We start from the raw sequence: 14,071 nt of genomic DNA on the forward strand, positions 1-14,071 counted from the left end.
AATAGCCGACTCCACGGAACCGATACCACTACACTTTCTTCGGATCGGGATGTGTGTACGGCGAGCGGTAGTCTCTGGCCAGCATTTTGGTGGCTTCTTTGTCGCCGACTACTTCCCGCTTTACAGGGTCGTAGACCATGGGGCGGCCGGTTTTCATGGCCATATTGGCCAGAATACAACTCGCCGTCGAGATATGCCCTTGTTCAATGTCGGCGACGGGGCGGCTGTTTTTGTCAATAGCATCCAGGAAATTGAGCATGTGCAGGCGCGTTGCCGGAGCCGCATTCAGCTCAATTTTCGGATTCGTATCTTCCGTAACATCTTCGGGATATTTTTCTTTTTCGTAGACAACGTCCAGGTGAATTTTTTCGCCTTTGCCATCCGGAATAAAGTCGCACTGCATTGTGCTGCCCCACAGCGTTCCTTTTTCGCCATAAAGCGTGAATGACCAGGGGTAATCCGGATTGTTGGCCGTTCCCCACGTTTTGTGGTGCCATACACAATTCAGGTCATCATACTCAAATAGAGCCGATTGGGTGTCCGAAATATTCGATTTCCCTTCTTTCTGAACATAAATACCACCATGCGAACTGATCCGCTTGGGCCAGCCAAGATTCATCATCCAGCGAACGGTGTCGAACATATGCACGCACATATCGCCCGTAATACCGTTACCATACTCCATGAATGTTCGCCACCAGCGCACGTGCGGCAACCCGTCGTAGGGACGGAGCGGAGCTGGCCCCGTCCACATCTCGTAATCCAGAAAATCGGGAACAGCCTGTAATGGTGGATTACCATTGTTACGCATGTGCAGATCGCAGGACATTTCCACGTGCGATATTTTGCCGAGTAATCCGGCATCGACAATCCGTTTCTTGGCTTCAATCAGGTGGGGTGTACTCTTACGCTGCGTGCCAACCTGTACCACCTTGTTGTATTTCCGGGCTGCGGCTATCATGGCTTCTCCTTCCATGACATCAACGCTAATGGGCTTTTGCACGTAGACATGGGCCCCCGCTTTCACGCAATCGATCATTTGCAGGGCGTGCCAATGATCAGGCGTGCCGATAAGCACGATATCCATCTGATTCTCGGCCAGCATTTTTTTGTAATCACCATAGAGCTTGGGTGTTTTCCCGGATTTCTGTCGCTGACTCACCAGTTTCGCAGCACCAGCCAGCATGTTTTTGTCGACATCACAAAGCGCAACGACTTCTACGGGAGCCACCTGAATGAGACGGAACAAATCGCTTTTACCGTACCAGCCCGTACCGATCAGGCCAACCCGGTAGGCTTTGGGCGGGTTCATTAGGTCCATCCCCCTCGCCCCAAAGGCCGAAAGAGCAAGTGAGGCAGTAGTGCCCTGAATAAAACGGCGACGATTGATATTGAAAATATCCATGCGAGTTAAAAATTTCGGCCAAAAAAGCCGGGTTTAGGGTACGATTTTTTTACGTTTTACAGACTTTAGCACCGCCTGACACAAACAGAATCAGGCTGAAAGATCACTTTCCGGCATCTTTCTTTAACAAACCAATTACCGCATTATCACCCACAACGGCACGGGCTGGGCGCGGATGATCCGCATCGAAAACCATCAAAGCGGCCGGCTCCAGCACCGTGTTAGGGCCTTCGTCGATGGCTTCATTTTTGAGTATCCGACTCAAATCCAGCCTCAGCTCCTTAGCCAGAAACCGATAGGCTGCAGCCCGTTTGTTGGGGCCGTAGTCATGGCCTTCACTGGGCAAATGCACATTTTCGACCTGCTCTTTTGCACCATAATACCCGTAAATGGTTTGGATGTACGGGAATTCAACGTCTGGCGTATTCTTTGTCCAGTCTTTACCATCGGAAACAAGCAACATCGGTCGTGGAGCGGCCAAAGCGGCTAATTCGACATTGCTGGTCTGGTGCGAAGGCCGCTTGTGAATAGGCATCCCGCTCTCGCAGGTGCAGCCGCCAAAAAAGTGCGCCGACACCATGACTACGGGTACCGACACCTTAATTCGCTGGTCGAGCGCCGTGAGCAGAAACGTCTGGGTTCCCCCACCCGACTCTCCCGACATGGCAATCCGGTTTTTATCGACCTCGGGCAAGCTCAGCAGGAAATCGAGCGAACGCATGCCGTTCAGGGTTTGCAATGTCAGCGCTTCGGGTAATTTATGCGATGTCTGCTTTGAATCGCCATACCCAATCATGTCGTAGACGAACACAACGGCTCCCAGGCGGGCCATTGTGGCGCATCGCTGCTGGGTCTGCTCCACAAAGCGGGCATCCTCTTTAGGGGTGTGCCCATGTGGACAAAGAATGGCCGGTATTTTTCCGCTGGTGTTGAGTGGCTTGTACAGATTACCTGTCACGAAAAAGCCCGGTATACTCTCAAAGGCTACGTTCTCTACCGTGTAGCCGTTCAACTTTTTCAGGCTGTGCCGAATGGGCTGAAGTGGGGCGAATTTCGGTTTTTCAGGCAACTGCATTCCATCCCGAAGCCCCTGCCGAATCAGTTTCGCCCGCGCTTCCCAACTGGTGCGGTCATGATACGTCTGGGCAAATTTCTGCAAGGCAGCCGCCCCTTCTGCTTCCGTGAAGTAGGCTCCCTGGCACAAGTCAGGCCGCGCCGGGTTCGGTTGGGCTACAACGCTAACTATGCTAACGAGGGAACAGAGAATGAAAGATTGGAAGGCCATATTTTCTTTTAAAACCTTTATTATCAGCAACTACACTATTCTATGAGCTTTTTGTCATCCCGACGAAGGAGGGATCTTCGGTAGGAGAATACTTTAAGATCCCTCCTTCGTCGGGATGACAAAAAATTGTAACTCCAATTACTCACCTACTTTTTCCAGATCGGCCAATGTCCAGGCTTTGTTACGTCCCATTGTTTGTTCGCGTATGCGCTTCACATCCTCTGCCTTCACGAAGGGTTTATAGCCACGGCGCTTCAGAATTTCCGGCGGTGGTCCACCGCCGGAGGGCCGAGGGCCAGGCGGTGGCGTGTATGGCGGGAAATTACCCGTATAGCCAAATTCATAACGGATATAGCTTAGGACAGACGCAATCCATTCATCGTCGTTAGCCGCCATAGACGGCATCACATCGGGATAGGTTTTCTCATCGACGGGGCCGGACAAGCCATTGAGCAGGATTTTGATCAATACATCCTTATCACCCACCACTCGTTTTGAAGCAAACAACGGCGGAGCGACCATGCTGCTTCCACCAACGGCCAGGCCCTTTCCATCGGGGCCGTGACAACTGGCGCAAAGCGTTTTGAAGGTGTTGGCCCCGGCCATAACCATTTTTCGATCTTCGGGCTCAAGCCGACCCAGGCGCAGGCCGTAGGTTTTAACCGCGTCATTTTTCAACAAACTTTTCTGAGCGCTGACCAGCATCTCGTTGTTGGCGCTCTGTTCAATAATTTCGCTCGCGAGTGTATTGGCTTTAGGGGATTTACTGGCGTGCAGCGACAGGACCAACTGCGTCCTGACGTCGTAGCTTGGATCGTTTTTGAGGGTTTGCAAGCTGGCGATAGCCTCAGCGTCATCCTGCTTTATATACCGTTCACTAATCAGGACAGCCGCCCGCCGAACCTGCGGATCAGTGTCTTTCATCGCCGTAGAAACGATGTCTTTATCGATGGCGTCTAGCCCTTCCAGTGTCCATAAGGCATGCAGCCGGCCCAGAGCCGATGGCTGCTTCACGGGCGAACCGGGCTGGCTCATAGCCATCTGCTTCAAGGCAGGAACTACCGATTTATCGCCCAAAACAACGAGTTGCTTCTGCGCATTATCGCGCCACCAGCCATTGGGGTGATCGAGGTAGGTAACGAGTTTGGCGCTGGCTTCATCGAGCATGTGCGGCTTTGGGCCCGGTTTCATACCGTCGTGCACCAGTCGGAAAATGCGGCCATGCTGGATGTTTTTATCCAGCCCTAACCGTTCTATCTGGGGCCGCAGGTAACTTCCTTTCGGTGTCCACTGCGACTCCTGGATGATACCCCGGTTCATATCCACAATGTACAGGCAGCCATCCGGGCCGGTATACGTATTGACAGGCCGGAAATTCATGTCGGTGGACGCAATGAACTCCTGCTGCTTGTACGCATTTTCCAGCCTCAGTTTCCCATTTGTATTGATCACTTTGGCCCGACGGATAATTCGGGCAACGGGCTCGCCAATCAGGTAGTCGCCTACCAGATCAGCCGGGAGTTTATTACCCCGGAAAATAGATTGTCCGTTGCTGGCCGTGAAGTGGTTCAGCGTACTATCGGGTAACCGGAGCCGGTTCAACCCTCCCTGCACATCGGGCGTGGACATGATGGGCCAAACCGCATTGAATTCCTCACTGTATTGATCCGGAAACTCCAGACCGCCGTAAACGGGATTGATCTGAAAGCCTGATGCCGGAATTTCGCCACCCGCACGCGAGAAAAATAACCGGCCGTAGTTATCGTGGGTAAGGCCCCATTGTCCATTCGAGCCGCTGGGCAGCGAGTCTGCTTTCAAACCGTTTTTGGTGTAACGAAACCGCACCGGGTCAACCGTTACATAGATCCAGTTATCCAGATTCCAGTCCAGGCCACTACGCTGGTGCTCCAGGTTGCCGGGTGATTTTTTACCAACTTGGTAGACTGTTCTTTTCTGGTCGGCCACCCCATCGCCATTGGTGTCTTTGTAGCTATGAATGTCGTAGGTATCGGTTTCGTTGACCAGCAGTTCATGATCTACGCACAAAATCATGCGGGGCAACAAAAGCTTGTCGATAAACACAGAGCTTTTGTCCATCTTACCGTCATTATTCGTGTCTTCGAGCAGCATAACCCGACTAACGGGGTCATGTTCACCGGAGCCATCCGCATCCTGCATATAGGTATCCATTTCGGCTACGTACATCTTGGCGTTCCCATCCCAGGCAATCGCCACGGGTTCGCGGATCATCGGATCGCTGGCGACCAGTTCCATATGGTAGCCTTTGGGCACCCGAAAAGCCTTCAGGCTCTGCTCGGGCGTCAGTTGCACAGGCGAAGGATTGGCGACAAAGGCCGGAACAGTATCCACTGCCGCCATGTTGTTGGCGCTATCCTGCGGGGCTTGCTGCGCAACCTTACAGGTAACCACCAGCATCGAGAACGAAAGCAAGCCTGGTAACCAGAGCTTATTTTTCATGAGCGTACGTTTAGAACAAAACCAAAAGATAGTTGTACTAAACTCTTACTGCATTCTGTGTAGGCTTATAACGTATTTTTTACGCTTTGAAAGAAAATGACTTCTGTTAGCCTGGTAAAGAACAGCAAGTAAAAACGGTCATTTCTAACCGCTGAACTGCCGAAAGGTGCTCTCATCCCGCCTTCACCGTTGAGCCCCGAACAATCAGGCTCGTCGGTAATATAATTCGCTCCGGTTCGGATTCATCATCTTTTGCCTGCAACTGCCGAAGTAATAGATTCGCTGTCTGCTGCCCAATTTCGTCGACGGGCTGGGCTACCGTCGTTAAGCCTGGTTCAATCAGGGCCGACATTGGATCGTCGCTGAAGCCCACAATGGCCAGCTCGTCGGGAACCGATATGCCCCGACGTTTAGCCACATTCAGGGCTTCGAGCGCTGTGGGGTCGTTCATGGCGAACAGGGCATCGGGCGGATTCGGCAAGTTCAGCAGGTGGTTTACGTAAATATTTGCCTTGTCAAGATTCAGATCGTAGGCGATCACCAGTTCCGGGTCGATGGGTAGTCCATAGTGCCGCAGGGCATCCCGATACCCATTGAGCCGATTGCGGCTGTTGGCAAGCGTATCAGGTCCGGCCAGATGAGCAATCCGGCGTCGGCCCGTTTGAATTAGGTGTTCGACTGCCCGAAACGCACCGTTATAATCGTCTACTGTTACGTTTGATACGCTCATATCCTCACAAACCCGGTTGAAAAATACGACCGGAATTCCTTTTCGCTGGAATACCTTGAAGTGCTCGAAATTGCGGGTTTCTTTCGTATGCGATACAATTAAGCCATCCACCCGGCTTGCCAGCAAAGCTTTCGCGTTGGACACTTCTGTTTCATACGATTCATTCGAGTGGCAGATGACGACATTATAACCCGATTTGGCCATCTCTTCCTGGGCGCCGATAATGACTTTCGGGAAAAAGAAACTGATGAACTCCGGCACCATGATACCGACCGTTCCGGTTCGGTTCGTCAATAAGGAAATGGCGAGTTGATTCCGCTGGTAATCGACCTGAGCAGCCATGTCGAGGATGCGCTGCCGGGTATTTTCATTGACGTTTGCATGGCCCGTCAAAGCCCGTGATACCGTCGACTTGGATATGCCCAGCGCGCGGGCAATGTCGACAATGGTTGTCTGATGAGTCGCCAAAATATAACTAATCTAATTTTTCCCTATTAATACCATCAAGCCTGGTTGGTAGCTACAGTCCACAATAGCCATTTTATTGGGAATGTTCCCAAAATTTTGGGAACATTCCCAATAAAATAAGTCAAAAAATTCTTTGCAGAATTACTATATGGCTGTAATATCAGGTAATAATAAGGTAAATGACCGATTTAGGCTATTGCGAAGAGCCATACGATACCAATTCGTTTTTAATCGTCCATTCACCTACGTTATTTAGAAAGTCTACAGATTTTGTACTTTTTTAATTTTTCGACATTCCTAAACACTAAAAAGGCAGCTACCGCTGCTTGACCTATGCAATCTATTTTATCATTACGAACTGGGGTCGGCTTGTTAATCCTACTGCTGGCCACACTGACAGGGCAGGCACAGGCACCCCGAACAACAACCATTACGGGGCGGGTTACCGACTCGGGCACCCAGGAAGGCCTACCAGGTGCAAACGTGGTCGTGAAAGGCGCCCAGCAGGGAACTACAACAAACGCCAACGGCCAGTATACAGTAACGATCCCGGATGGCAATGTAATTCTAACGTTCTCGTCGATTGGGTATGTGTCGCAGGAAGTGCCCGCTTCCAACAAAAGCACCATCGACGTAGCACTGAAACCCGACGACCGGTCACTGAACGAAGTCGTTGTCGTTGGTTATGGTACGCAACGAAAGATTGAGACAACCGGCTCCATTGCATCGATTAAAGCGTCTGATCTGGTACAAACGCCCGTCGTCAACGTAGCCCAGGGCATTCAGGCGCGGGTGGCGGGGGTACAGATCGTCCAAAACTCGGGGGCGCCGGGCGGCAACGTCAGTGTCCGGATTCGGGGTACCAACTCCATTAATGGCACATCGGAACCGCTTTATATTGTGGATGGCATTCAGATTTCAAACGGGGGGGGCCTCACAGACATCAGTCCACTTTCGACCATCAACCCCAACGATATTGAATCGGTAGAAGTCTTGAAAGATGCCTCGGCGACCGCCATTTACGGTTCACGGGCGGCCAATGGCGTGGTGCTGATCACCACCAAGCGAGGAAAAGCCGGGAAGACCAGTGTAAGCTACGAAAGCTACTACGGCGTTCAGAAAGTATCGAAAACATTGCCGGTACTGACTGCGGCACAGTTCGCCCAATTGGAAAATGAAGCATTCAAGAACAATTACTACCCCGATCCGGCCAGTCTGGGGGAAGGCATCAATTGGCAAAAGCTGATTTTTCGGACGGCTCCGATCCAGAATCATCAGCTGACCATTAACGGCGGATCCGAGAAAACACAGCTGGCCCTATCGCTCAACTATTTCAACCAGCAGGGAGTCATCATCAATTCGGGCTTTCAGCGGTACTCGCTACGGCTCAACGTAGATCACCGCATTAGTGACCGAATTAAAGTTGGAACGAGCATTCTGGGTAGCTATTCCATCAATAAAGGGGTTCCTTACGGGACCACCAGCCTCGGCGATGGCGACTTCGTTACCAGCAGCATTCTGGGATCAGCCATAGGGGCTCCCCCTACGCTCCAGCCTTACCGGGCCGATGGCACCTTGTCTCCTTTTGGCGAGCAGGCATCCGGACAATACCGTGAAGTGACGAATCCGCTGGGACTGGCGGCTATCCAAAATCAAATCGGTATTCAGCGTACGCTGGCCAATATATACGGAGAAGTCAACCTGTTCACCGGACTGACTTACCGGGCGTCATTCAACGTCGATTTACAGAACAGCCTGCGGAATACCTATTCGCCCCGTTCCATTGTGAATCCAGCCGACCTGAACGACAACTCGGGCTCGGGCTCGAAAGCGAACGCGAACAACCTTGTGCTGCTTCACGAAAGCATTCTGACGTATACACGTACCATTGCACAACACCATACGCTCAAGCTTACAGGGGTATTTGCCAGCCAGAGTAATCTGGCCAACAGCAACAGCATCAATGCCACCGGCTTTCCGAATGATGCCACGGGCAATGAAGCTTTGCAGTTAGCGCTAACCCGAACGGCAACCAGCAACCGGACCAAAGAACGCCTAGATTCGTATCTGGGTCGGATCAATTACGGCTATAAAGACAAGTACTTCCTGGATCTGACCGCTCGTGCCGATGGGTCGAGTAAGTTTGGAGCCAACCACAAATACGGCTTTTTCCCGGCGGTGTCGGCGGCCTGGCGTCTGATCGAAGAACCATTTCTGAAAAACGTCGGCTGGCTATCGGACCTCAAGCTCCGTGGCAGCTACGGCCTGACGGGTAATGCGGGCGGCATTTCCCCTTACCAATCGCTGGCTATAGTCGGATCGCCAAACCCAAACCCCTCTGATTATCAGTTTAATCACACGTACCTGACAGGAATCAATCCGCTGGGCATTGCCAACCCCGATCTGCGCTGGGAAAAATCGACCCAGGCAAACATTGGTCTGGATATTAGTCTGCTCAACAATCGGCTGAGTTTCGTCGTCGACGTTTACAACAAAAAAACCCGCGATCTGCTCTATATCAAAACCTTACCGCTTTCGTCGGGCTACGGCAGCATTACGGGCAACTTTGCCTCGCTGGAAAACAAAGGCGTTGAACTGGCCGCTAACGCCCGGATTTTACAGGGCGCACTGCGCTGGGATGTATCGGCCAATGCGACGATGAACCGCAACAAGGTACTTGATCTGGACGGCGGCACCACGCAGGAGCGGTTTGTTACGACCTACAGTATTCTGAGCGTTGGGCAACCCCTGGCCCTTTTCAAAACCTACGTATTCGACGGCATTAACCAGACGGGCGAAACCATTCTGCCGGGTTATGACGGCCGTCTGGGTGGCCATAAGCTGAAAGACCTCAACGGCGATGGGAAGATCGATGCCAGCGACCAGACAATTACCGGCAACCCAAACCCCAAACTCATTTTCGGATTCTCGACTAACCTTGCCTACAAAAACATTGACTTGAGCGCGTTTTTCTCGGGTAGCCAGGGCAATGATATTTATAACCAGGCGCGATTTGCCTTCGAAACGCCACTGGGCCAGCGCAATTTGCTGGCAGGCGTCGCCAACCGATGGTCGCCAACCAACCCCAGCCAGGAGTATGCCAGTGCGGCCCTCAGCAGCCGTTTACCCGTGAGTAGCCGCTACGTAGAAGATGGCTCGTATCTGCGCTGCAAGAACGTAACGCTCGGGTACACGCTGCCCAAAATCAACGGCATTCAGCGCATCCGGATCTATGCCAGCGGCAATAACCTGTTTACCCTGACCAAGTACACCGGTTTCGATCCGGAAGTGAATACGTATGCGGGCAGCAACACGGTCATTGGTGTCGACAACTTGGTGTATCCACCCGCCCGGTCATTTCTGGGTGGTTTACAGGTCACGTTTTAATTATGAATGCGGGAATGATAGAATGCCTGAATAGTGTATCGATTTGAAATTATTCATCCTGCTGACTAGTCATTCAGGCATTCTATCATTCACACAATCACTCATTGAACCATGAAAAAGATACTTATTCCTATACTCACTACCTTCTGCCTGGCTTCGTGCCAGTTGGAAGAGACCATTTACTCGTCCATTTATACCGAGGCCTTTTATAAAACGGCGGCTGATGCCGAAAAGGGGCTTATTGCGGTGTATGACCCCATTGCCGATATGGCCTCTGGCCCGGTGCTGACCATTGTTTCTGATTTGAGCGCCGATCAGTCGTACCCTCGGGCGGTTGTGGGTCGTAATACCCTTACCCTGTTTACGTATGACCCGAACTACACAACCCAGAAAAGTGCCGGGCGGATTAATGAGTCGCCCCAGCAAATCTGGACCTCCTGTTACGATGGCATCGAAAAAGCGAACTGGATTATTGAAAAGGTACCTTCGGCCAGTATGGATGCGACCCGCCAGAAGCAAATTGTCGGTGAGGCCTATTTTCTGAGAGCCTTTTACCACTGGCTGCTCACGAAAAACTTCGGTGACGTGCCTATAAAGATAAAAGCCAGCGTGACGCAAGCCGAAGCCACGATTGGTAAGAGTCCTAAAGCAGACGTATACAAGCAAATTTACAGCGACCTGGATCAGGCCAGTAACGCCGGACTGGTGTCTGGCCCCGGCATTGAGAAAGGGCGTCCATCCAAAGAAGTCGTTACAGCCCTCTACGCCAAAGTAGCGCTATACAACGAAGATTGGGCAACCGCATCGAAGAAAGCGCAGGAAGTCATCACCTCCGGTAAGTATTCACTAATGGCCGATGTGCGGGATGTGTACCGGTACGACAAAGAAGACCTTGCCCGAGTGGAAAACATGTGGGCGTATGAGTCGGAGGGCGGGTTTAGTCCCAGTCGCGGGCACCAGTTAACGGGTCTTTTAGGACCACCCGCCAGTAGCGGCCCAGACTATGGCAAGACTACGTTCGGATCGATGTTCGCTTACCAGTCGTTTTACAACTCGTTCAACCCGGCCGATAAACGCCGGTTATTGCTCGATACTACGTATGTTGACAAGAGCAATAAAACGGTTGCCCAGCGAAACATTACCCCTATTACAACGCAGGGTGTACTGATCAAAAAGTACCAGGACCCCGTTTCGACGATTGGGAACACCCCCAATATTCCCATATTGCGCTTACCAGATATGTACCTGATTGCGGCCGAAGCCGAAGCACGGGTAAATGGAGCGACCTCTACAGCTTATGGGTTCATCAACGTTGTTCGGAAACGGGCGGGCCTTGCCGACCTAACGCCCGGCCTGGGCAAAGACGCCTTCATCGACGCGGTGCTTCAGGAACGGTCGTGGGAATTTTTCGGCGAAGGTGACCGGTGGTATGACCTCACCCGAACCAATACGTTTTTAACGGTTATTCCAAAAGCGGTGAATAATGTCTATCCATCCCGGCCCGTTCAGGCTAAAAACAAATATTTCCCCATTCCGCTGGACGAAATCAACGCCAACCTGAAGTTGGAGCAGAACGCAGATTGGAAGTAAGCCCGTTTGTGTTTCCACGGTCCGTGAGGACACAGCCCGTGGAAGCACAAACTTGACCCAAACTCCGGCACTCTTATAAAGCTTAATTCCAACGTCAATCCTCCGCTTTCCATGCGATCTATCTGGAAAATTGCCTTTTTCTCTATTTGCTGCTTTACCACGCAGGCCCAGTCGAACCAGAGGGTCTCGCTGGCGAATGAGCGCGTCAAGGTCATCTGGAAAAACACGCCGAACGGCTGGGCCATTGGGCAGGTAGCCGTCCATAAGGGCAGTCAATGGGTAAACCTGGCAACCCCTTCGGGCGAAAATACCCTGCTCTATGCGGCCGAAAAGCCTTCCGGGAAACCCGAGACAACGTTCAAGTCCATCACGGGCGACGAGTTTCCCGGTCCAAAATACCACTACCAGCAAGTACAGTGGGCCGAAAGCACAAACCCCATTTCGCTCAATACGGCCGGACAGGTGATTCATTTCTTCCCCAAAGAAGCGAAGCAAACCGGCAGCAACTCGCTCACGTTCCGGCAGGAGACCGACGTAGCTACCATTAGCAGCGAATGGACTTTCGATCCGAAGTTCCCGTCGGATATCATTGTTAAGCAAACGCTTACGCCCAAAAAGGACGGGTATTTTTCGCTGGCCAGCCCGACAGTGGCCAGCACGGCAGAAAAGAATCTGGCCTGGGCCACCGTGCCGGGCTACTTCCAGGGAACTAAACTTCAGCCAAACTTTGCCTTGGCGTATGCCTATGGTCATGGGATTCCGTCCTTACCCGTTGTGTACCGCGAACGGTGCGCCAGTACGCTTTGCCCGATGATAAGCACCAAACATGGCATTACCCTTTCCGTCGTTCCCGAACCCGGCCTTAGTCGCGATCCGTGGGCAAACGATAAAATCACGCAGACGGACTGGAACATTGGCCTGTCGCACATGAACCGGAAAGCACAGCTTTCGCCTACGCTCTACTACCCGGTGCTGGGCGAACCCAAATCCAGCCTCAAAATCGGTGAGCCAATGAGCTACACCTTTCGGTACAGCCTGACTGACGGCGACTGGTTCAGCGCCCTGAATCACGCCGTCTATGATATTTACCAGTTTAAGGAAACACTGGCCCTGCGGCAATCCAGACAGTCGTTGACGGACCGCATCGAGAAGATGCACCACTACCTGACAGACCCCAAAACGTCTTTATGGAACATCGAAGAATTCGAGGGTAAAAAAATCGGAGCGCAGTCCTACCTGGGGGGCGTGGTGGGATCGAATAAAGACGCCATGAAAAACTCGGACTATGGGGCCATGTGGATGCTGGCCAATGCCACCCACGACCCGCTCCTGACCGACAACGTGCTGCCCTACGCCGAAAACTTCAAACTCGCTCAGCAGGAAACCGGTAACAGTTTTTTTAAAGGAGCGCCCGAAGGCCAGTACTACCTGGCCAAATCGAAGAAGTTTGTGGAGGAATGGGGCGAAGTTGTCGAACCCATCGGCCTGACCTATTATACCATGCTCGACATTGGCAACATGCTCTTGTTTGAGCCGGCCAATACCGAACTGAAGGAACGACTGCGCCTGGGTGCCGACCGCTTGCTGACCTGGCAAAAACCCGATGGCCATTGGGCCGTGGCTTACGACCGCCATACGGAACAGGAGATTTTCAACGACATTCAGGACCTGCGCCCCACGTTTTACGGACTGATTGTGGCCTATCGGATTCTGAAAGACCCTAAATACCTGACGGCCGCCCGCAAAGGCGCTGACTGGTTCCTCAAAAACGCCATCGAAACGGGCAGCTTCCTGGGCGTATGTGGCGATGCTCGTTATGCGCCGGACTTCGCCACTGGCCAGTCGGCACAGGCGCTTCTGGATTTATATGACCTGACACACGACATCCGATACAGAAGCGCAGCCATCACCGCAGCCAAACTATACACGACGTCCATTTACACGCATCCGATTGCCAGCCTCAAGCCGAAGACAGTCAACGGCATAGGCCGCGAAGATTGGGAAATTAGTCAAACGGGCCTCAGCTTTGAGCATGGCGGCATTTTTGGCTCGGCTACCCGGCTCGGCCCCATTCAGTTGTGCAGCCATGCCGGTCTGTTTATCCGGATGTACCAGTTAACGAAAGAGCCAATTTTTGCAGATATGGCCCGATCCGGAGCTATTGGCCGGGATGCCTTCGTGGAACCGAAAACCAGTGTGGCCTCCTACTACTGGCAAGCCATGAATAAGGGGTCAGGGCCGTATCCGCACCACGCCTGGTGGCAGATTGGCTGGTTAACGGACTACCTGATGGCCGAAGCGGAACTACGCTCCGAGGGTAAAATAGTTTTTCCGCGGGGCTTTGTAACGCCCAAAGTCGGTCCGCACCAAACTTATGGCTTCAGCGCCGGAATGGTATACGGTCAACCCGCCAGCCTGCTCATTCAGGAAGGTCTGGTACAGCCGGGGAGTCCGGTCATCGACTACATACTGGCCCGCTCTACCGATCAGAAAAAGCTTTACATCGTCCTGCTCAACAACCGGGCGCAGGCCACCCAAACAACCGTCAAATTGACTCTATCGGCCATCCAGAAAACGAGTACGGCCGCCCGTTGGCTACCCAACAATCAGGCTATTTCGGCGAACGACATCGCACTGGATTTGCCGGGCTTCGGGCAGAAAGTTCTGGAAGTGGATTTGAAGTGAGTGTACCTAACTTGACATGACTGGTTGGGTGTAGTTGTTACTT

At 52.4% G+C, this 14,071-nt stretch carries 7 protein-coding genes; 3 read left to right on the top strand and 4 right to left on the bottom strand.

The window, feature by feature from the left end:
- Nucleotides 1-28: 28 nt before the first annotated feature.
- From ACYU8Y_RS06535 to ACYU8Y_RS06550, 4 genes are all read right to left on the bottom strand, one after another.
- Nucleotides 29-1,405 carry a Gfo/Idh/MocA family protein gene (locus ACYU8Y_RS06535; RefSeq protein WP_460935414.1) on the bottom strand — a complete coding sequence of 459 codons (1,377 nt, stop codon included), beginning with the start codon at nucleotides 1,403-1,405 and terminating at the stop codon, nucleotides 29-31.
- A gap of 103 nt (nucleotides 1,406-1,508) precedes the next feature.
- Nucleotides 1,509-2,690, bottom strand: a complete 1,182-nt coding sequence (locus ACYU8Y_RS06540) for an alpha/beta hydrolase family protein (protein WP_460935416.1) — start codon at nucleotides 2,688-2,690, stop codon at nucleotides 1,509-1,511.
- 138 nt (nucleotides 2,691-2,828) lie between these two features.
- Nucleotides 2,829-5,168, bottom strand: a complete 2,340-nt coding sequence (locus ACYU8Y_RS06545) for a DUF7133 domain-containing protein (RefSeq protein WP_460935418.1) — start codon at nucleotides 5,166-5,168, stop codon at nucleotides 2,829-2,831.
- A gap of 172 nt (nucleotides 5,169-5,340) precedes the next feature.
- Nucleotides 5,341-6,366 (bottom strand): LacI family DNA-binding transcriptional regulator, encoded by a 1,026-nt coding sequence (locus ACYU8Y_RS06550; protein ID WP_460935420.1) that lies wholly within the window; start codon nucleotides 6,364-6,366, stop codon nucleotides 5,341-5,343.
- A gap of 333 nt (nucleotides 6,367-6,699) precedes the next feature.
- On the opposite strand from ACYU8Y_RS06550, the gene ACYU8Y_RS06555 reads away from it, so the two are divergent.
- From ACYU8Y_RS06555 to ACYU8Y_RS06565, 3 genes are all read left to right on the top strand, one after another.
- Nucleotides 6,700-9,753: a SusC/RagA family TonB-linked outer membrane protein gene (locus ACYU8Y_RS06555; protein WP_460935422.1), complete on the top strand. Its 3,054-nt coding sequence runs from the start codon at nucleotides 6,700-6,702 to the stop codon at nucleotides 9,751-9,753.
- 111 nt (nucleotides 9,754-9,864) lie between these two features.
- Complete coding sequence (locus ACYU8Y_RS06560) at nucleotides 9,865-11,343, top strand: RagB/SusD family nutrient uptake outer membrane protein (RefSeq protein ID WP_460935424.1); 1,479 nt, start codon at nucleotides 9,865-9,867, stop codon at nucleotides 11,341-11,343.
- A 111-nt stretch (nucleotides 11,344-11,454) separates the two neighbouring features.
- Nucleotides 11,455-14,028 carry a glycoside hydrolase family protein gene (locus tag ACYU8Y_RS06565; RefSeq protein WP_460935426.1) on the top strand — a complete coding sequence of 858 codons (2,574 nt, stop codon included), beginning with the start codon at nucleotides 11,455-11,457 and terminating at the stop codon, nucleotides 14,026-14,028.
- Nucleotides 14,029-14,071 lie beyond the last annotated feature (43 nt).

It is taken from the genome of Spirosoma humi (assembly GCF_054776575.1).